Genomic DNA, 18,702 nt, shown 5'->3' on the forward strand with positions numbered 1-18,702 from the left:
GGTCGTGCCGCGCGGTTCTGGGTTTGTTTTTGTTGGTTTTTCCTTCTCTCTTCTGTGGGGGCTTGGGGGGGGGGTGGGGGGGGGGCGGCGGCGGGTGCTGGGGGTGGGGGCGGGGGGGGGGGCGCGCTCTGGCGTTCGGCCTCGGCCGCGCGCTGCGCCTCGGCATGGCGGCGGGCCGAACGGGACAGCGGCGGAGCGGCGGGGGCGGCCTGGGTGGGGGGCGGGGCGAGCGCGGCCGCCGCGGGATCGAAGCCCGGGGTGCGCGGTTCCGGCGACCAGGCGGGGGCGGCGTCGAATTGGCGGGCGCGGCCCGCGCTGTCCAATGCGCCCATGGCGCTGTCGTTTCCGGCGGGCGCACCGTCGGAGCGGCCACCGCGGAAGGGGCGCACCTCGTCGGTGGTGTCGTCCTCGGGATCGAAGCGGCGGCGACGGCCGCCTTCCGGGCGCGGGGCGGCGGACGGGTCCTCGAGCTCGGCCAGCGATACGTCGGCATCGAGCGGGTCGGGCTTGCGGCGACGGCCCGAGCGGGGCTGTTCCGGGGCGGCGTGGCCGTTGGAAAGGTCGGAGCCGCCCGACCATTGGTAGCCGGACGGCTCGGGTAGCGAGGGGGGTTCGGGGGCGGCGAGCGGGTCATAGTACGAGATGGGGCCGGAGAGCGGGGAGTAGGCGGGCTCGGGATCGGCGGGGGCGGTGTACCCGGAGTAGTCCGGGAAGTCGGCCTGCGGGGTGGGCGAGCTATAGGAAAAGTCCGAGTACTCCGGAAAGTTCGAGTAGTCAGAATAATTCGAATAGTTTGAATAGTCCGATTCGCCCGAATTAGGTTGGGCCGTGGGAGCTGCCGCGGCACCCTCGGGCGCGTCGTCCCCTTCATCCGATGCCGCGTGCGAGGACGAACCATTCCGCACCACAGGCATATCGCCGGTCAGATCCGCGACCGAAATGCCGCGCCCACTCCGACGTCTGCGCCCGCCGCCCGCATTGGGCGCCGCGCCCTGCCCGTTGCGCGCCAAGAGCTCGGCTACGGACAGTTGACTTATATCCTCGGTCATCGAGACACCGTTTCGATCGTGCCCGGCTGGCCACCGTTCGGTCCGCCAGTTATCGGTTCGCTACCCAGGTCGGTATCAAGTTTTCGCAGGATCAATCCCTCACGCAGTGCCCAGGGACAGATTTCCAGCGTATCCAGTGACAATGCCCGCATACTCGCCTCCGCGACCAGCGCGCCGGCCACCAATTGCTGTGACCGATCGGAACTCACGCCTTCCAATTCTGCCCGGTCCGCGGCTGTCATTCTCGATATGAACGCAATCAGTTGCCGCAGGCCGGAACTCGTGAGGGTACGCCGCACCCGCGGACCCGCGGCAGAGGGGGCGGCGCCGGTCAATCTGGCCAGCGAACGGAACGTTTTGGACGTGCCCACCGCCAGATCCGGGCGGCCGACCTCCAGCAGCTGTTTGGACGGCAGCACCAGTTCGGCGTCGAGCCAATCGCGCAGCACCGCCACTCGGCGCTTGCCCGGCGGATCGTGCCGCAGCCAATCCCGGGTGAGCCGTCCGGCGCCCAGCTGCAACGAGAGAGCGACATCGGGTTGCTCATCCGCGCCATTGCTCATTTCGAGCGAGCCGCCGCCGATATCCAGATTGAGGATTCGCCCCGCGCTCCAGCCGTACCAGCGGCGCACCGCCAGGAAGGTGTGCGCCGCTTCCTCGGATCCCGTCAAGACCTGGAGATTGACCCCGGTCTCCGAGCGCACCCGGGCCAGCACCTCTTCCGAATTCGCCGCCTCGCGGACCGCGGATGTGGCGAAGGCCATCAACTCCGCGCACCCGGAAGTCTTTGCGATACTTGAGAATTCGGCCACTGTCGCGGTGAGCCTGGCGGCTCCCGCGGGCGTGATCCGACCCTGGTCGTCCAGGCTCTCCGATAGCCGCAACGTGGCCTTCGTCGAGCTCATAGGCATCGGGTGGCCACCGCGATGCGCGTCCACCACCAGCAGGTGGACGGTATTGCTTCCCACATCGAGTACACCTAGCCGCACAAGAACACGGTACTGGGTGCGTCACGACTTCAGGCCAGGCGACTGAGCTGTTAGCGTTCCGCGGTGTGACGGCAGGTGCATCCGCGAGTGGCCCGACCGGGCTGCGACCAGCGGCGAAGATCGACCCGGCTCCCGAAGTAGAGCTCGACTTCCCGCGTGAGTGGATCGAGTTCGTCGACCCAGCTAATGACGAGCATTTGATTGCCGCCGATATGACCTGGCTATTGTCGCGCTGGACGTGCGTTTTCGGCACTCCGGCATGCCAGGGCATCATCGCCGGGCGCGAGGATGACGGCTGCTGTTCGCACGGCGCATTCCTCTCCGATGAGGAGGATGGCAAGAAGCTGGCCCGGGCTGTGAAAATGCTCACACTCGAGGATTGGCAGCTGATGCCGATGGCCCAGGACGACAAGGGCAAGGTCCGCAAGAAGCTGTATCTGGAAGAGGACGATCTCGACGACGAGCCCGCACTGCGCACCCGGCGGGTGGACGGCGCGTGCATCTTCCTCAACCGTCCCGGGTTCGACAAGGGCATCGGCTGCGCGCTGCACACCATGGCGCTGCGCGAGGGCCTGGAGCCGCTCACGGTCAAGCCGGAGGTGTGCTGGCAGCTGCCGATCCGCCGCACCCAGGACTGGGTGGACCGGCCGGACGGGGTGGAGATCCTGCGGACGGTCATCGGCGAATACGACCGGCGCGGCTGGGGTCCGGGCGGGTTGGATCTGAATTGGTACTGCACCGGATCCCCGGACGCGCATGTCGGCACCCGGCCGGTGTGGCAGGCGTACGCGCCCGAGTTGATCGAACTGCTCGGCCAGCCCGCCTACGACGAGTTGGCGCAGCACTGCCGGCGGCGGCAGGGACTGGGGATCGTGGCGGTGCATCCGGCCACGGTTATCGCCGAGCAAAAGGCCGCGGACGAGGCCGCCATCGCCGATAAGGCGGCCGAAAGCGTGCGTGCGGCCGCCGCGAAGGCGGATAAAACGGTCGGCGCGGGGAGCGCGGCGGCCAAGCCCGCGGCCGGGTCGAAGAAGGCCACGGCCACTAAACGGGGTTAACAGAACTCACCGGTAACTTTCTGAAAGTACCTATTTTCACTTCACTGCTCACCTACTGTGCGACGGACCCACATCCTGTGGGTCGCAGCACAGGAGAAGCACATGAGCAACACCCCGCCCAACCGGCGCGTCCTCGGCGCGGGCCTGGCCGGACTCGCCGTCGCGACGGGCGTCATCGCCGTCCTCGCGGCGCCCGACGCCCCTGCGGCCAACGCCGCGGTCAACTCGATCAGCGTGTCGAGCCTGGACCTGAAGGTCGGCAACACCTACACCCTCAACGCCGATCTCGGCGGCGCCTCCATCGGCCTGCTCATCTACTGGAGCGATAACGGCACCAACCTCACCCCGGCCGGCAAGGTGCCCTGGCCGGTGGGACACGCCAGCCTGGACTGGACGCCGAAAACCGTTGGGCAGCATGTGATCACGGCATCACAGGGCAGCAGCACCAAATCGCTCTCGGTAACCGTGACGGACGGGTCCACCCCGACCACCACCGTGCCGCCGACCACCACGGTCCCCCCGACCACGGTGCCGCCGACGACCGAGCCGCCGACCACGACGGTGCCCCCGACCACCACGGTCCCGCCCACCACCACGGTGCCGCCCACCACCGAACCGCCCACCACGACGGTGCCGCCGACCACGACGACACCGCCCACCACGGTGCCGCCCACCACTGAGCCGCCGACCACGACGGTGCCCCCGACCACCACGGTCCCGCCGACCACGACGCCGCCGACCACCGAACCTCCGGTGACGACCACGGCTCCGCCGACGACCACCACCAAGCCCAATGGCGGCGGCACCGGCAGCTCGAACGGCCTGCTCCCGTTCGGCCTCTGACACGGAACCTTTCGAAATCCCCTGGGGCGCGGATTCATCCCCAGGTATGCACAGGAGAAACCATGCGCAGTAACAACTCTCACCGCACGCTCGGCGCGGGCATCGCCGGGCTGACCGTGGCCGCGGGTGCGGCCGTCGTCGTCGCGATGTCCCCGTCCGCCCAGGCCACCGTGGACACCGTCAGCATCGCCGGGTCGGACTTCCGGGTGGGCAATACCTACACGCTCAGTGCCGATCTGAGCGGTGCGAGCATCGGCCTGCTCGTGTACTGGAGCGATAACGGCAATGACTTCAGTGGCGCGAAGGTGCCGTGGCCGGTGGGACACGCCTCCATCGACTGGACGCCGACCACGCCCGGACAGCACATCCTGACCGCGTCGCAGGGCGGCAGCACCAAATCGGTCGTGGTGAACGTGTCGAGCGGATCGACCACCACCCCGCCGACCACTCCCCCGACCACTCCCCCGACCACCCCGCCGACGACGCCGCCCACGACGCCGCCGACCACCACTCCCCCGGCGACCACCACCCCGGGTGGCGGCAGCAGCGGTAGCGGCACCGGCAGCCTCGGTTCCGGCAGTGCGGGCAAGCTGCTCGGCGGATTGCTCGGCAGCTCCTAGTTCCAGGCGCGGCGCGCGGGCAGCGCGGGCCGGGTAGCGGTGGGCGTGGCGGAAATCCCCGGGATCCGGCACGCCCACCGAAACCAAGCGGACGCTTGCTCGAGTATTGCGAAATAGCTACATTTCACTCACCGGAAGGAGATACACCCATGCGCATCGCACCACCGAGGATCACCGCCCGCCGAGCGGGTGCGGGGATCACCGGCTTCGCCGCCATCGCCGCGGCGGCCGTCATCGCGGCGCCAACGGCCTGCGCGGCGGTCGACACCGTCACCGTCGAAGGCTCGAACTTCCAGGTCGACACCGAATACACCATTTCGGCGACCCTCAGCGGCGCGTCCATCGGCCTGCTCGTGTACTTCAGCGATAACGGGCAGTTCATCGGCAGCCCCAAGGTGCCGTGGCCGGTCGGGCATTCCAGCATCACCTGGAAGCCGTCCACCAAGGGCCAGCACATCATCACCGTCGAACAGGGCGGCAGCACCCAATCCACGACCGTCACGGTGGCCGATAAGCCGCTAGGCTCGGGCAGCTCCAGCTCCGGCAGCGGCTTCGGGCCCGCCGGACCGCTCGGCAGCGGCAGCAGCGGCACCACCGGCAACGGCAAGTGAACGGAACCACCAGCATGAACAGCATGTCCCGGCGACTCGGCAGCGGCGTCGCCGGTCTCGCCACCGCCGCCGCGATCATCGTCCTGGCCGCACCCCAGGCGAGCGCGACCGTGGACTCGATCACGGTGTCCGGCAGCGATCCGCACACCATCAACACCGAGTACACGCTCACCGCGAACCTCAGCGGCGCGGGCATCGGCCTGCTCGTCTACTGGACCGACAACGGCAATGACCTGAGCGGTCCCAAGGTGCCGTGGCCGGTCGGCTTCTCCAGCATCACCTGGAAGCCCACCACCCCGGGACAGCATCTGCTCACCGCCTCCCAGGGCGGCAGCACCAAGACCATCGCCGTGACCGTCACCGATCCGGCCAACCCGGGCACGCCCGGCGGCGGTAATCCGGGCACCCCCGGCGGCAGTTCCGGCAGCGCGAACAAGGCCCTCGGCGGCCTGCTCGGCGGATTGACCGGCAGCGCGGGCAGCTGACCCGGAAGTGACAGCGGTTACAGCGGGCGTTCGCGAGGCGGCGTCCGCTGGGCCGCGTTACAGGTGTGGCAACCGCGACAGGTGTACAGCGGGTGAACCGGCCCGAATCTCGGACAGCATTCCAATCAGGCTGCGCGGAAAGGTGTTTCGAAGATCTACCGGCGTCGTGACCTCGGAATGTGAGCGATGGGAAGTGCGCGCGACATCGGCTCGCTACTGCTGATTCACCGAAACGTGTTAGACATCCTGCCCATGATCAAGAAATCGCTCACCGTCGCCGCGCTGGCCGCCGGTGTTGTTCTCACCCTCGCGCCGCACGCCGGTGCCGATAACACCGATCCCGCCAAGTTCTCGGATGTCACCGCCAACTTCGTGCCGTACAACGACCTGAACGTGCTCAGCGCCAAGGACAGCGGCAAGCTGATCATCGTCAGCCCCTACGGCACCACCCGGACCATCGCCTGCCGCGGCAACGGCCAGGACGTGGCGTACTACGACTGCAAGCAGCAGGACGACCTGGGCTGGATCAACCTCGCCCAGCAGGACATCCCCGGCCTGGGCCCGGGCTGGGTCTACACCATGCAGTCCGACCCCGCCGCGTAAGCAGCACAAGACAATTCACGCCCCGCTTCGACATCGAAGCGGGGCGTTTTCGTTCACGAAAAGTCGCGCCCGCGTCGGAATCCGAAGCGGGCGCGGTCTTTGCGCACGTGACGACTGATTTCGTGAGCTTCGGGGTAACTCCCGGGGTACCCCCGAAATCGGGTGGGCACCCAACCGCCGGCACGCGTGCCCGACGCCGACGGCTCGGAGCCGGGCGCTAAAGGCTCGGGGAGGCGGTCAAGCTTCGAGCTTGTAGCCGAGGCCGCGGACCGTGACCAGGTGTTCCGGCTTGGCCGGGTCCGATTCGATCTTGGAGCGCAGGCGCTTGACGTGCACGTCGAGGGTTTTGGTGTCACCGACGTAGTCGGCACCCCACACGCGGTCGATGAGCTGGCCGCGGGTCAGCACTCGGCCGGAGTTGCGGAGCAGGTATTCGAGCAGGTCGAACTCCTTGAGCGGCAGCGTCACCGCCTTGCCGTTCACCTGCACCGTGTGGCGATCCACGTCCATGCGGACCGGACCGGCCTCCAGCACGCTGGTCTCACCGCCGCTGTCGGCCTCCTCGCCGACACCGCGGCGCAGCACGGCGCGGATGCGGGCGATGAGCTCGCGCGAGGAGTAGGGCTTGGTGACGTAGTCGTCGGCGCCCAGTTCCAGGCCGACCACCTTGTCGATTTCGCTGTCGCGCGCGGTCACCATGATCACGGGGACACTGCCGCGGGCGCGCAACTGCTTGCACACATCGGTGCCGCTCATGCCGGGCAGCATGAGGTCGAGAAGGACGATGTCCGCCCCGGACCGGTCGAACTCGGCCAGCGCGGACGGGCCGTCACCGACCACGGTGACCTCGAACCCCTCCTTGCGCAGCAGGAATGCGAGCGGATCGGCCAGCGACTCCTCGTCCTCGACGATCAGCACACTCGTCATCGGGTTGCCTCCACACCGTTGGTTCTGGCCCGCCCGAGGGGGCGCGGACCGGTTTCCTTCTTCGCCGCCGGAATCCCGGCGGAAAGTCTTTTGTCGCCGCCATTGAGATCGGCGGGGTGGGACGGGATACGCAGGGTGAATGTGGACCCCGTGCCCAATTTGCTCCACAGGGTGACCTCACCGCTGTGGTTGGCCGCTACGTGCTTGACGATAGCCAGCCCGAGCCCGGTACCGCCGGTGGCGCGCGAACGCGCCTTGTCGGCCCGGAAGAATCTTTCGAAGACGCGTTCCTGGTCTTCCTTGGCGATGCCGATACCGCGATCGGTGACCGCGATATTCACGTGGCCGCCGCGCAGTGCCCGGCTCACCGAAACCTGCGATCCGCGCGGCGAATACGCGATGGCGTTCTCCACCAGGTTCGACAGCGCGGTCACCAGCAGAGTCTGATCGCCGATCACCTCGAGGCCGCTGGTGGAATCGGTGCTCACCGTGATGCCCGCGGCTTCCGCGGCGGTCCGGGAGCGCTCGATGGCCTGGTTGACGACGCTGTCCACGTCGACGGCTTCGAGTTCGGGCAGTTTCTCCGCGCCCTGCAGGCGGGACAGCGCGATCAGCTCGGTGACCATCTTGCCCATGCGGCGGGCCTCGCCGTGCAGGCGTTCGCCGAAGTGCCGCACCGATTCCGGATCGTCCGCCGATTCCAGCAATGCCTCAGCCAACAGGCTCATGGCGCTCACCGGCGTCTTGAGCTCATGGCTGACATTGGCGACGAAGTCGCGGCGGGTGGCCTCCATGCGGGCCTGTTCGGAATCGTCGTCGGCGAAAAGAACCACGAAGTTCGGGTTCTCCTGCGACAGCGGCCTGGCAACACCCCGGACTGCGAGCCGCGCGCGGCCCGGCAACGGGATTTTCGCGGTCAGCTCGAATTCGATATCGCTGCCGCCCGCGAGCACCTGCTGCACGGCGGCCCAGGCGCGTTCGTCGAGCAGCCGGTCATGGACTATGCCCAGCTCCTCGGCCCGCGGGTTCACCAGCACCACATCGCGGTACTGGTCGACCACGGCGATACCGCTCTCGGAGGCGAGCACGATCAGGTCCAGGACCTGCGACATGGTCAGACCCGAATCGGTGGCGGCGCGAATCCGCTCCTGCCGGGCATTGACATACGGAATGAGCAATCCACCGACTGCCAGTCCAACGACGGCCGCCAGGACTGCCAACAGCACGGCCTGTGGAACGCTCACGCTTTGAATCGTACGGTCGACTCAGCCGTCGCCAACCCCGGGTGCAGGAAGTTTCACGCAGGTCACAGGGGCTTCGGCGGGAGTTGGCCCGCCGTTCACGCAATGTTTCGACTGGTCGGGGGCGGCGTTCGGCATTTTTGTGGCAAACACGAGGTAGGGCCGGTTCAGTCCTCGGGGTTGCCGTACAGCGCCGCGCGGACGGCATCGCCGTGCCGATCGGCCCACACGCCCAGGGCCACGATCGGGGTGAGCAGATCGATGCCGGCGGCCGTCAGCTCGTACTCCACGCGCGGCGGCGCTTCGGCGTAGCGGCGACGTTCCAGCAATCCCATCCGCTGCATGCGGCGCAGGGTCTGGGTGAGCATCTTCTGACTGATGCCGCCGATCGCGCGCTGCAATTCGATCGGGCGCAGCGGACCCGCGCGCAGGGTGTAGACGATCACGGTCAGCCAGGAGTTGCCGAAGATGTCCACCGCCAGGCGGGCCGGGCAATCGGATTCGTAGTCCCCGTACTCCGGGAACTCCACCACCTCGGGCGCGGTCAACTCGATCGTCACGCCTCCACCCTGCCAGCGCCATTGCGCACCCGCGAGTGCGTATCGGAATTCCTAACGTCGAATTCGCAACCACGACACAGGAGTTCACATGCGAATCGGAATCATCGGAGCCGGAGCCATGGCGCGGGCGCTCGGCGGCGGCTGGGCGGCGGCCGGGCACGACATCGTCATCGGAGCGCGCGACGCCGCACGCGCGCGGGAAGCGGCGACGGCGATGGGGAGTCACGTGCGGGCGGCGGACATCGGCGAGGCCGCCGCGTTCGGCGAGGCGGTGTTGTTGGCGCTGCCCGTCACCGCGCTGGCCGAGGTGCTCGATGCCCATGGCGCGGGGCTCGCCGGACGCACGCTCATCGACTGCACCAATGCCTTCCGGCCGGACAGCGGAACGTTCGTGCTGTCGGAAGACGCTGTGGCCGAACGCATCGCGGGGACCGTTCCGGCGGCGCACGTGGTGAAGGGGTTCAATCTGTGCGCGGCCGAGGTCTATGCCGGAACACGGCGCGAGTTCGAGGGCCGCACCCTGCTGGTCCCGCTGTGCGGTGACGATGCGGACGCCGTCGCCCGCGTCGCATCGCTCGCGGCGGATCTGAAGTTGCGTCCCTTCCACGCGGGCGGGCTGGCACAGGCCAGATATCTGGAGGCCACCTCGGCCTTCGTGGTCGGACAGTGGTTCGGCGGCAATGACTCTCGCGCCATGTTCCCGCCCTTGGAAGCGACCTTCGCGGCCGTCGACGACTAGTCCGGGCAAAGAAAAAATCCGAGTGTGCACGCCGTTGTGCACACTCGGATTTCAGGCCCGGAAGAGCGGAATCACCAGCCGGTGTTACCGCGAACCGGGACATTCACGAAGCTCGGACGATTCGGGTCGAGCTGCACGTGCTGCGGCTTCAGACCGGTATCGATGAGCATCGGGAGAATCGGCAGGCCCTTGGGGAAGTTGCCCGCGAAGACGTCCACCCGCAACCGGTGTCCCGGCTGCAGCAGACCCTGGGTACCGCTGAGCGCGATATCGAGGGTGGTGGCCTCGCCCGGCACCGTCGGCTCGCTCTTGTCCAGCGAGGTGAGGGCGCGGGGATCGGTGTAGTCGCCGTTCTCCGAGCGCGCGCTGTTGGCCTCGTCGATCTGGCGCATGGACGCCATCATCTGCCCGGAGGTCAGCACGGTCGATTTGCCGTCGGGCGCAACATCATTGACGGTGACGGTCCAGTAGCCGTCGGCGGCGTCCTGAACGGTGTTGAGGTGCACCGCGATCGGGCCGGAGATGGTGGTGGCCTCGGCGACCGGGGCACTGGTGAAGGTCAGCCCGTTCAGCTCGGCGACCCGCGAATCCAGCGCGCAGCCGTCGATGATGGACAGCACACCGGCACTGCCCTGTGCGGCGTCATTGGAGCACAGTGTGGTCAAACCCATTGCGACACTGAGCCGGTCGGTATCGCCATTGGCCTCGGCGGTCAACGAACCGTCGTACAGGCTGTTCGCGGTGCCGCTGCGCTGCGATGACAGGTACATGCGGCGGTAGCGCGCGGCCTCCTCCGAGGGCGCGGAGGTGCCGAAGCCGCCCTGGGTGATCCAGCCGCCGCCCTGCTGGCGCAGGGTGACCGGGCCGTACTTGTCGATGCCGTTGTCGATTCCCTTGAGCCACTTGTCGAACCAGGCGCGCTGCAGCACGTCCAGGCGCGGCGGCAGCCCGGGGCGACCGGCTTCCGACCCCGAGGTGACGTGGTAGGTGTTGCCCATGAGCAGCTGCTTCTGCCCGGCGGGCAGCGGAATCTCGTTGTAGATCTTGGATTCCGAGTAGGTGAACAGGTCGTGCCAGCCGCCGGTGACGAAGGTCGGCACCTGGATGCGGCTCGGATCGCCGAGCCAATCCTTGCGCTCGGACGACAGATCGTTGAGCATCGCCTTCACGCGCGGGTCGAGGCTGTTCATATCGGTGCTGGTGTACGCCGACATGAGCACGTCCAAATAGGTGAACGGATCGTCGGCGCGGTCCTGCAACCACTTGAAGTCGAACTTGCCCTGCGCGATCGAGGCCAGATCCGGCACCCACTTGAGCCCGTTGATGGCACTCAGCCACAGCGGGATGAAGTTGAAGCCGAAGCCGCCGCCGGGCGCGAGCACATCGTCGACGAGGTCGCTGCCGGGCACGATCGGGAAGATGGCCTTCAGCGCGGGCGGCTGCTTCTCCGCGGCCTGCACCTGGTTGATGGCGCTGTAGGACAGTCCGTTCATGCCGACCCGGCCGTTGGACCAGCTCTGCTTGGACGCCCAGTCGATGGTTTCGACGGTGTCCTGCTGCTCGCGGCCACGCAGCATGTCCCATTCACCCTGCGAGAATCCGGTACCGCGCACGTCCACGACGACCTGCGTGTATCCGGATTTGATGAGCTGGCGGTCGACGGAGAAGTTGCGGAGTTCGCCGTTGCCCGCGGCATTCAGCAATTCACCGAAGCCGGAGATGGGGGTGCCGGAGAGGTTGATGTTCCGGAACACGTTGACCAGGGCATCGCCCAGGCCCGGAATCGCGAAGGCGCTGTCGGCGACGTTCGACACCAGCTTGGTGTAGGGCGTCAGGTTCAGCACGGTCGGGGTAGGGGTGTCGATGGGGCGGCCCGAGGCGTCCGCCGGGTGATAGACGTTGCCCTTCAACACGGTTCCGTCGCTCATCGTGATGGGGACGTCCCATTCGATGAATACGTTCGGGTACTGCTGCTGACCGTCTTCGGTGGCGGTCCAGGCCGCTCCCGCCGCGCCACCGTCGGGACCGGCCGGAATAGGGGCCGCGTCCGCTGTGATGGCGGTCAAAGGAACGAAAAGAGTGGCTGCCGTGGCTAGCACAGTGGCCCGTAGCGCGTGCTTCATCGAACGTGATCTACCTCTCGCAAATGGTCGAACGTCCAGAGCATAACTACCGAGAAGTAAGTTGCAAACCCCGGTTACACGTACCGTTTTAAATGGGCAAAATTCCGGCAAATTTGAAATGCCTTGCGGCGGAATACCCTACGGTGCCGTACTGAGATGTGCATCACATCGTAAGTCATTCACGCCATGAATAAGCGTGAGACACGAATTGTCCGGAGAAATGAAAAACGCGCTGTAGCCATGTAATCCGGCTACAGCGCGTTCGCGTTACTTACTGTTACTTGCCACCCTGATTGGCGACGGCGGCAGCGCCGGCGGCGGCGGCCTCCGGATCCAGGTACTCACCCGGGCCCAGCGGGCGCAGGTTCTCGTCCAGCTCGTACTTGAGCGGAATACCGGTGGGGATGTTCAGCTCGGCGATGGCGTCGTCCGAGATGCCCTCCAGGTGCTTCACCAGCGCGCGCAGCGAATTACCGTGCGCCGCAATGAGAACCGTCTTACCGGCGGTGACATCCTGGGAGATGGTGTCCTCCCAGTACGGCACCATGCGGGCCACGACATCCTTGAGGCATTCGGTCAGCGGCACATCGATACCCGCGTAGCGCGGATCGGCGTCCTGGCTGTATTCGCTGCCCGCCTCGATCGGCGGCGGCGGGGTGTCATAGCTGCGGCGCCACAGCATGAACTGCTCGTCGCCGTACTGATCCTTGATCTCCGCCTTGTTCTTGCCCTGCAGCGCACCGTAATGCCGCTCGTTCAGACGCCAATCGCGCACGACCGGAATCCAATGCCGGTCACAGGCGTCGAGCGCGTTATTGGCGGTGCTGATGGCACGGCGCAGCAGCGAGGTGTAGACGATATCGGGCAGAATCCCGTGCTCGGCCAGCAATTCACCGGCACGCTTGCCTTCGGCGACACCCTTATCCGTGAGACGGACGTCCACCCAGCCGGTGAACAGGTTGAGGGCATTCCATTCGCTCTCGCCGTGGCGCAGCAGCACGAGGGTGTACGTCATGGGGGTCATCTTTCCACGAGCAGCGCGGCGCCCACGAGGGTGGCCTGATCAGTGAGTTCGGAGGGAACGACGCGGAGCTCACGCAGGAATGTCAGCCGCGCGTGCGCGGCGGCCGACTCGCGCAGCGGACCCCAGAGCGGCTCCCCCGATTGCGCGAAGCCGCCGCCGATGACGACCAGATCGGTGTCCAGCAGCGCCGCCGCCGACGCGACCGCAGCCCCGATGGCGGTGCCCGCGCGATGCAGCGCCGCCACCGCGATCTCGTCCCCGGCGTGCGCGGCTTTCGACAGCTCGATTCCGGTGGTGCCGGTCCACCCCTGCCCGCGCGCCCAGCGCACCGAGGATTTCCCGCTGGCCACGGCCTCGACGCAGCCGAAACCGCCGCAGGCGCAAGGCTCTTCGTTACCCGGAACGATGATATGGCCGATATGCCCGCCATTTCCGGTGCGGCCCATGACAACCCGGTCATCGGAGATGACGCCGCCGCCGATCCCGGAGGACACCGTCAGCGCCAGCACATTCGGCACCCCGCGCGCCGCGCCGAAGCGCTGTTCGGCGAGTACCAGGCAGACCCCGTCGATGGCGAAGCGAATCTCCGCGTCCGGGAACAACTCCCGGACCGCGTCCACCAGGCGGAAACCGTCCACCCACTCCGGGATATTGAGCGGTCCGGTCACGCCGGTGCGCACATCCACCGGTCCGGCCGCGCCGATGCCGACCGCGGTCACCTCGGCGGTGCCCGCGACGGTCAGCAGCAGTTCCAGACAGGCCGTCCAGACCTTCGTCTCGGGAACCTGGACGCGGCGAACGGATTCCACTCCGCCGTCCGCGCCGACAATGCCCGCCGCGAATTTCGTCGCACCGATATCCAGCGCCAATGCCACCATGGCGGGGAGACTACAGCTTGTCCTCGGCGTCGACGAGGTGTTCGAAGGCACGCAGGTTCTTCAGCGATTCCCCGCGCGAGACCCGCCATTTCCATTCCCGGCGAATGGATTCCGCGAATCCCAATTCCAGCAGGGTATTGAAATCGGCGTCCACGGCCTCGAGGATCTGACCGAACCAGGTGTCGAGTTCATCGGGGGTGACGGCGTGGTTGGCCAGGCGGCCCACCAGGTAGATATCGCCGACCTTGTCGATCGTGTACGCCACGCCGTAGAGGCGGCGATTGCGGCGCAGCAGGAATTTGTAGACGCCCTCGAAATTCTCGTCCGGTTTACGGCAGACGAAGGATTCCATGCGAATGCCGTGCTTGCCGACCGTGACGCCGATGACCGTCTTGAGTTTGCGCTCACCGGGCAGCACCACCACGAAGGTGCCATCGGCCTCGCGCGAGTATTCGATCTCGCGGTCGCGCAGCGTCTGGTCGACGATCCGCGCGGTGGCCTCGGCCCCACCGGGATTCGACTGTGCCCCTGCACCGTTCGAAGGCGCGGCGCTATCACCCGGTTGTACGGGGTCGCTCATCGGCGTACGGCTCCCATCCGGCGCCGCCAGAGCGCCAGCGATCTGGCTTGATTGCTGTCAACGTGCACGCTACCGGTGCGATTGCGGCGGTCCCGGGACTGGCCGAGCGCGGCGGCGTAACTGTCCAGCATGCCGTCGGCGGTATGCGCCCAGGAGAAGTTCGCGGCGTGTTCGACCGCGGCCGCGCCCATCACCTCCAGGCGGCCCGGATTCTCCAGCAGCGAGCGCAGCGCGCTCGCCCACTCGGGGGTGCGGTGGCCGGGCACCAGCAGTCCGGTGACGCCGTCGCGCACGGCCGTGCCGAGCCCGCCCACATCGGCGGCCAGCACGGGGGTGCCGCTGGCCTGCGCCTCGATGGCGACCAGACCGAAGGATTCGTTGTAACTGGGCACCGCCACCAGATCCGCCGCGCGATACACCTGCACCAGGCGATGCGGCGGCTGCGGCGGCAGGAAGGTGACGCGATCGGAAATGCCCAGTGCCGCAGCCAATTCGATGAGCGCGTCGGGGCGCTCCAGGCCACTGCCGGAGGGCCCGCCGACGATCAGCACGCGCAGCGGCCGCTCGGGGCGCTGCGGTAGCGCGGCCTCCTCGGCCAGCACCTGCGCGGCCGCGCGGACCAGCACATCGGGTGCCTTCAACGGTTGAATTCGCCCGATGAAAGCCACGATTCGCTCATTGTCGGGCAGGCCGAGTTCGGCGCGTGCGGCGGCGCGGTCACCCGGGCGGTACCGGTTCAGGTCCGCGCCGGGCAGCACCACATCGATGTGTTCGGGATCCGCGCCGTACAGCTCGACGAGCTGCCGGGCTTCCTCACCGGTATTGGCGACCAGCCGGTCCGCCTCCGCGACGATCTGCTTCTCACCGATCACGCGGGCGGCCGGTTCGGGGGTGTCCCCCTCGGCCAGATACAGATTCTTGACCGCGGCCAGGGTGTGCGCGGTGTGCACCATCGGCACCCGCCAGCGATCGCGTGCCAGCCACCCCACCTGTCCGGACAACCAGTAGTGCGAATGGATCAGGTCGTAATGCCCGGGCAGATGCCGGGCCTCCTGCCGCAGCACCTCACCCGCGAAGGGGCACAGCTGGGTGGGCAGATCATGCTTGTCCAGACCCTCGAACGGCCCGGCCACGACATTGCGGACCAGCACCCCCGGCGCGGCTTCCACCAGGGGTTCGTCATTCGAGGAGGTGGCCCGGGTGAAGATCTCCACCTGAGTGCCGCGGCGAGCCAATTCGATGGCCGTCTGCAGGACGTACACATTCATGCCGCCGGCATCGCCGGTACCCGGTTGGGCCAGGGGTGAGGTGTGCACCGATAGCACGGCAATCCGATTGGGCCGTAGGTCGGAACGTTGACTCACTACACCAGTGTGCACGCCCGCGGTAAGCGAATATACGTGGGTTACCCGACCTAGTGACCTCTCTCACATGGGAAGCCCCGGTCAGGACAGGGTTTCGACGAAGGCGGTGAGCTCTGCCACGAAGCGTTCAGGGTCCTCGATGAACAGGCCGTGCTGGGCTTGCGGCCAGTACGAGGTGCTCGAATTCGGGACGGTATCGGCGATGTACCGGCCGTTCTCGACCGGCACCACCGGGTCGGCCTCACCGTGCATGACGAAGACCGGGACATCGAGGTTCGCCAGGGTTTCGGTGTTGTCGACCGTCCGATAGAACAGCGCCTTGCGCACCCGGGGCAGGGTCGCGACGCTGCCACCGAACAGGCGCTGGGCATCGCCGCCCTTATCCCGGCCGGGACCGGTATTGGCATTGCCGAAGGCCGCGAACCCGCGCATGGCGCGACCGGCGCTCTCCTCGAAGACATCCGGAATGGCCTTCTGCATGGCCGGGCCGGTGCCGGCGCCGGGCACGTTCTTGCCGATCCCGGCCTGGGAACCGGTGTAGACGACGCCCGCGACGGCGGCGGTGCCGTAGGCGGTGAGGTAGTCGCTGAGCACGATGCCGCCATAGGACCAGCCGAGCAGCACCGCACCGGCGGAGATACCCTCGGCGGCCAGCACGGCCGCCACATCGGCGGCCCAGTTCTTCGGATCGTCGTATCCGGTTTCGGGGGCGTCGGAGTAGCCGTGACCGCGCAGATCGAGGGCGATCACCCGGAAACGCTCGGCCAGGTCGTCGGCGGCGCGACCCCAGCAGCGCAGGGTTCCGGACCAGCCGTGCAACAGCACCAGCGGCCGTGCGCCTTCAGGACCGGTGACCCGGTAAACGATATTCGTGCCGTCCGCGCTGACCACTTCCCGAATTGCCATACCGGTCAGGCTAACCGGGAGCGCTACGGGGTCCTCGCCCCCGCCGCAGTACCTGCGGCGGGGGCAGGGCGGGGGAAGATACGGCGGAATTTCGACCCTTGCCTAAGCTCATGACATGAGCATTCGCACCGCTGTTGTGACCGGGGCAAGTTCGGGAATCGGGGAGGCTACTGCCCGGGAGCTCGCGAAGCAGGGGTACCACGTGTACGTCGGTGCGCGGCGGGTCGATCGGCTGGAGAAGCTGGCCGCGGAGATCGGCGGCACGGCGCTGCCGCTCGATGTCACCGACGAGGAGTCGGTGCGCGCGTTCACCGAGGCGATCGGCGAGGTCAACGTACTGGTCAACAATGCCGGTGGCGCAAAGGGTTTGGCCTCGGTCGCCGACGCCGATCTGGATGACTGGCGCTGGATGTGGGAGACCAATGTGCTGGGCACGCTGCGCCTCACCAAGGCGCTGCTGCCCAAGCTGATCGCCTCGGGCGACGGCCTGATCGTCACCATCACCTCGGTGGCGGCGATGACGCACTACGACAACGGTTCCGGCTACACCTCCGCCAAGCACGCGCAGGCGGTGCTGCACCGGACCCTGCGCGGTGAGCTGCTGGGCCAGCCGGTGCGGCTGACCGAGATCGCGCCCGGTGCGGTGGAGACCGAGTTCTCGCTGGTGCGCTTCGACGGTGACGCCGACCGCGCCGCCAAGGTGTACCAGGGCATCGATCCCCTTGTGGCGCAGGACATCGCCGAGATCATCGGCTTCGTCGCCGCGCGCCCGGCGCACGTCAACCTGGACACCATCGTGGTGAAGCCGCGCGATCAGGCCGAGGCGGGCCGCTTCGCGCGCCGCTGAATCCGCTAGGGAAGCAAGCGAATTCGCAGGGTCTCGTAGGTGGGGATGAAAACCTTTCGGCGGTAACGCCGTTCGACGATCTCCCACGGGCGGCCGTTGGCGGTCAAGGCTTCCAGCAGTGATGTCAGCTCCGAGTGCACCAGTTGCAGCCCGACACAGAGGTGACGGCCGCCGCCGAACCACAGCTGCCGGGTCTCGGGGTTGTAGTCGCGGTCGATGCTGAACGGCCCGGCCGCGTTGTTGATCGACCAGGTCAGGATTTTGACATGCTCGCCCGCGCGCAGCTGCCGCCCCGCGACCTCCACATCGCCGATCACCGACCGCCCGACCAGATAGGCCGGACTGGTGACGCGCAGGGTCTCGCGCACCGCATCGGGCATGCGCTCGGGCCGTGCGATCAGTTCCCGGTGATCGCCGCTGTCGTGCAGTAGCGCGACCATGCGGGTCATGGCGCTGGCGAGGGTGTCGGTTCCGGCCACGGCCATGAGAATGGCCAGGCCCGAGGCGTGTTCGAGTTCCAGGCCGAGTTCACGGCAGCGGCCGAGCGTGGTGGCGGGATCGGCGCGTTCGTAGGCGTCGGGCACCGAGGTGGCGAGTTTGGTGGCCAGGGTGCGAGCGCGTGCCACGGCCACCGGATCCAGGGTGGTTGACGCCATTGTCCCCATGGCGAGGTTGACCAATTCCTCGACGTGTTCGAACAGGATCCGGAAGGGCTGGTCCGGATCATCGCTCTCGTCGACCGCCGCGCCGTCCTCGGCGAAGATGGCGGCGATATCGGCGGGCCGCATGCCGACCAGATCCGAGACGCTGCGCCCGACCAGCACGCGCGCGCGTTCGGCGATGTCCACGGTCTTGCCGTCGGCGAGGTCGGCGGTGATCTGCTTCAGCGCGGGTCCGAGCACCCCGTCCACCAGGGCATCGGTGTGCGCGGCGGTGAACAGGTCGCGGACCTTGGTGCGCAGCGCGGTGTGCCCGGGCCCTTCGAACAGGTCCTCGACCCAGTCGCCGATGACCTGCGCCCACCAGTGCCCGGCCGCGCCCTCGGCGACGATGCTGAAGTGGTTGCTGTCATTGAAGATCTGCCGCGCGACCAGGGGATCGGCGACGAACCAGCCGAGTTTGGGCAGTTTGCGGATGGGTTTAGCGGCGCGGCCCGCCAGCAGGACGGCGGGCAGCCAGGGTTGACCGGCGGCGAGCAGCGTCAGTTCGTGCCGGGTGGCTGCGTTGATCATGTTGCGTCCCAATGTAGTTCACT

Annotated in this window: 19 protein-coding genes and 1 pseudogene; 8 read left to right on the forward strand and 12 right to left on the reverse strand. The window is 67.5% G+C overall.

The features are described from left to right. Together AB0L82_RS39550 and AB0L82_RS39555 are read right to left on the reverse strand one after the other, a co-directional pair. Positions 1 to 1,049, reverse strand: a pseudogene (locus AB0L82_RS39550) (hypothetical protein); the annotation flags it as partial. Further along, on the reverse strand, positions 1,046 to 2,038 hold the full coding sequence (locus AB0L82_RS39555) for a Ppx/GppA phosphatase family protein (RefSeq protein ID WP_364649148.1): 993 nt from the start codon (positions 2,036 to 2,038) through the stop codon (positions 1,046 to 1,048). The pseudogene AB0L82_RS39550 and the gene AB0L82_RS39555, both read right to left, overlap by 4 nt. A gap of 65 nt (positions 2,039 to 2,103) precedes the next feature. Between AB0L82_RS39555 and AB0L82_RS39560 the strand changes: the two genes are divergently transcribed. The 6 genes from AB0L82_RS39560 to AB0L82_RS39585 all read left to right on the forward strand — a co-directional run bounded on the left by AB0L82_RS39560 (position 2,104) and on the right by AB0L82_RS39585 (position 6,258). Continuing rightward, on the forward strand, positions 2,104 to 3,096 hold the full coding sequence (locus AB0L82_RS39560) for a hypothetical protein (protein WP_364649152.1): 993 nt from the start codon (positions 2,104 to 2,106) through the stop codon (positions 3,094 to 3,096). Between the two features lie 102 nt (positions 3,097 to 3,198). Continuing rightward, positions 3,199 to 3,939 carry a hypothetical protein gene (locus AB0L82_RS39565; protein WP_364649155.1) on the forward strand — a complete coding sequence of 247 codons (741 nt, stop codon included), beginning with the start codon at positions 3,199 to 3,201 and terminating at the stop codon, positions 3,937 to 3,939. 62 nt (positions 3,940 to 4,001) lie between these two features. Further along, positions 4,002 to 4,559: a hypothetical protein gene (locus AB0L82_RS39570; protein WP_364649158.1), complete on the forward strand. Its 558-nt coding sequence runs from the start codon at positions 4,002 to 4,004 to the stop codon at positions 4,557 to 4,559. A gap of 149 nt (positions 4,560 to 4,708) precedes the next feature. Next, complete coding sequence (locus AB0L82_RS39575; protein WP_364649161.1) at positions 4,709 to 5,170, forward strand: hypothetical protein; 462 nt, start codon at positions 4,709 to 4,711, stop codon at positions 5,168 to 5,170. 14 nt (positions 5,171 to 5,184) lie between these two features. Next, entirely contained in the window at positions 5,185 to 5,655 is a 471-nt protein-coding gene (locus tag AB0L82_RS39580; protein ID WP_364649164.1) for a hypothetical protein, read from the forward strand. A gap of 252 nt (positions 5,656 to 5,907) precedes the next feature. Next, positions 5,908 to 6,258 (forward strand): hypothetical protein, encoded by a 351-nt coding sequence (locus tag AB0L82_RS39585; protein ID WP_364649167.1) that lies wholly within the window; start codon positions 5,908 to 5,910, stop codon positions 6,256 to 6,258. A 237-nt stretch (positions 6,259 to 6,495) separates the two neighbouring features. Here the strand turns inward: AB0L82_RS39585 and AB0L82_RS39590 are convergent, their stop codons facing one another. The 3 genes from AB0L82_RS39590 to AB0L82_RS39600 form a co-directional block, all read right to left on the reverse strand. Then, complete coding sequence (locus tag AB0L82_RS39590; RefSeq protein ID WP_364649170.1) at positions 6,496 to 7,185, reverse strand: response regulator transcription factor; 690 nt, start codon at positions 7,183 to 7,185, stop codon at positions 6,496 to 6,498. Beyond that, on the reverse strand, positions 7,182 to 8,429 hold the full coding sequence (locus AB0L82_RS39595; protein ID WP_364649173.1) for an ATP-binding protein: 1,248 nt from the start codon (positions 8,427 to 8,429) through the stop codon (positions 7,182 to 7,184). Before AB0L82_RS39595 ends, AB0L82_RS39590 begins: the two co-directional genes overlap by 4 nt. Positions 8,430 to 8,593: 164 nt before the next feature. Further along, the gene (locus tag AB0L82_RS39600; RefSeq protein WP_364649176.1) at positions 8,594 to 8,986 is read right to left on the reverse strand and encodes a helix-turn-helix domain-containing protein; all 393 of its coding nucleotides are present in this window, start codon (positions 8,984 to 8,986) and stop codon (positions 8,594 to 8,596) included. A gap of 88 nt (positions 8,987 to 9,074) precedes the next feature. Between AB0L82_RS39600 and AB0L82_RS39605 the strand changes: the two genes are divergently transcribed. Continuing rightward, complete coding sequence (locus AB0L82_RS39605) at positions 9,075 to 9,725, forward strand: NAD(P)-binding domain-containing protein (RefSeq protein WP_364649179.1); 651 nt, start codon at positions 9,075 to 9,077, stop codon at positions 9,723 to 9,725. 71 nt (positions 9,726 to 9,796) lie between these two features. Here AB0L82_RS39605 and AB0L82_RS39610 read toward each other — a convergent pair whose 3' ends face one another. From AB0L82_RS39610 to AB0L82_RS39635, 6 genes are all read right to left on the reverse strand, one after another. Beyond that, entirely contained in the window at positions 9,797 to 11,848 is a 2,052-nt protein-coding gene (locus AB0L82_RS39610) for a CocE/NonD family hydrolase (protein ID WP_364649182.1), read from the reverse strand. Positions 11,849 to 12,125: 277 nt separating this feature from the next. After that, entirely contained in the window at positions 12,126 to 12,863 is a 738-nt protein-coding gene (locus tag AB0L82_RS39615; protein ID WP_330184624.1) for a phosphoglyceromutase, read from the reverse strand. A gap of 5 nt (positions 12,864 to 12,868) precedes the next feature. Then, a complete protein-coding gene (locus tag AB0L82_RS39620) occupies positions 12,869 to 13,750 on the reverse strand; it encodes an ROK family protein (RefSeq protein WP_364649185.1) in 882 nt (293 codons plus the stop codon). 10 nt (positions 13,751 to 13,760) lie between these two features. Continuing rightward, positions 13,761 to 14,330, reverse strand: coding sequence for a YbjN domain-containing protein (locus tag AB0L82_RS39625; RefSeq protein WP_364649188.1), 570 nt, complete (start codon positions 14,328 to 14,330; stop codon positions 13,761 to 13,763). Continuing rightward, positions 14,327 to 15,694 carry a D-inositol-3-phosphate glycosyltransferase gene (mshA, locus tag AB0L82_RS39630; RefSeq protein ID WP_364649191.1) on the reverse strand — a complete coding sequence of 456 codons (1,368 nt, stop codon included), beginning with the start codon at positions 15,692 to 15,694 and terminating at the stop codon, positions 14,327 to 14,329. Before mshA ends, AB0L82_RS39625 begins: the two co-directional genes overlap by 4 nt. Positions 15,695 to 15,775: 81 nt before the next feature. Then, positions 15,776 to 16,600, reverse strand: coding sequence for an alpha/beta hydrolase (locus AB0L82_RS39635; RefSeq protein WP_364649194.1), 825 nt, complete (start codon positions 16,598 to 16,600; stop codon positions 15,776 to 15,778). 115 nt (positions 16,601 to 16,715) lie between these two features. On the opposite strand from AB0L82_RS39635, the gene AB0L82_RS39640 reads away from it, so the two are divergent. Then, on the forward strand, positions 16,716 to 17,447 hold the full coding sequence (locus tag AB0L82_RS39640) for an SDR family NAD(P)-dependent oxidoreductase (RefSeq protein WP_364649197.1): 732 nt from the start codon (positions 16,716 to 16,718) through the stop codon (positions 17,445 to 17,447). 5 nt (positions 17,448 to 17,452) lie between these two features. Here the strand turns inward: AB0L82_RS39640 and AB0L82_RS39645 are convergent, their stop codons facing one another. Continuing rightward, on the reverse strand, positions 17,453 to 18,679 hold the full coding sequence (locus AB0L82_RS39645) for a cytochrome P450 (RefSeq protein WP_364649200.1): 1,227 nt from the start codon (positions 18,677 to 18,679) through the stop codon (positions 17,453 to 17,455). Positions 18,680 to 18,702 lie beyond the last annotated feature (23 nt).

Origin of the sequence: Nocardia sp. NPDC052001, assembly GCF_040680615.1 — a bacterium.
Lineage (GTDB): Bacteria > Actinomycetota > Actinomycetes > Mycobacteriales > Mycobacteriaceae > Nocardia.

Excerpts from the sequence above, each read along its gene's own strand:
- AB0L82_RS39565 (WP_364649155.1), top strand. The coding sequence starts at position 3,199 with ATGAGCAACACCCCGCCCAACCGGCGCGTCCTCGGCGCGGGCCTGGCC.
- AB0L82_RS39570 (WP_364649158.1), top strand. The coding sequence starts at position 4,002 with ATGCGCAGTAACAACTCTCACCGCACGCTCGGCGCGGGCATCGCCGGG.
- AB0L82_RS39575 (WP_364649161.1), top strand. The coding sequence starts at position 4,709 with ATGCGCATCGCACCACCGAGGATCACCGCCCGCCGAGCGGGTGCGGGG.
- AB0L82_RS39580 (WP_364649164.1), top strand. The coding sequence starts at position 5,185 with ATGAACAGCATGTCCCGGCGACTCGGCAGCGGCGTCGCCGGTCTCGCC.
- AB0L82_RS39585 (WP_364649167.1), top strand. The coding sequence starts at position 5,908 with ATGATCAAGAAATCGCTCACCGTCGCCGCGCTGGCCGCCGGTGTTGTT.
- AB0L82_RS39590 (WP_364649170.1), bottom strand. The coding sequence starts at position 7,185 with ATGACGAGTGTGCTGATCGTCGAGGACGAGGAGTCGCTGGCCGATCCG.
- AB0L82_RS39605 (WP_364649179.1), top strand. The coding sequence starts at position 9,075 with ATGCGAATCGGAATCATCGGAGCCGGAGCCATGGCGCGGGCGCTCGGC.
- AB0L82_RS39610 (WP_364649182.1), bottom strand. The coding sequence starts at position 11,848 with ATGAAGCACGCGCTACGGGCCACTGTGCTAGCCACGGCAGCCACTCTT.
- AB0L82_RS39615 (WP_330184624.1), bottom strand. The coding sequence starts at position 12,863 with ATGACGTACACCCTCGTGCTGCTGCGCCACGGCGAGAGCGAATGGAAT.
- AB0L82_RS39620 (WP_364649185.1), bottom strand. The coding sequence starts at position 13,750 with ATGGTGGCATTGGCGCTGGATATCGGTGCGACGAAATTCGCGGCGGGC.
- AB0L82_RS39625 (WP_364649188.1), bottom strand. The coding sequence starts at position 14,330 with ATGAGCGACCCCGTACAACCGGGTGATAGCGCCGCGCCTTCGAACGGT.
- AB0L82_RS39635 (WP_364649194.1), bottom strand. The coding sequence starts at position 16,600 with ATGGCAATTCGGGAAGTGGTCAGCGCGGACGGCACGAATATCGTTTAC.
- AB0L82_RS39640 (WP_364649197.1), top strand. The coding sequence starts at position 16,716 with ATGAGCATTCGCACCGCTGTTGTGACCGGGGCAAGTTCGGGAATCGGG.
- AB0L82_RS39645 (WP_364649200.1), bottom strand. The coding sequence starts at position 18,679 with ATGATCAACGCAGCCACCCGGCACGAACTGACGCTGCTCGCCGCCGGT.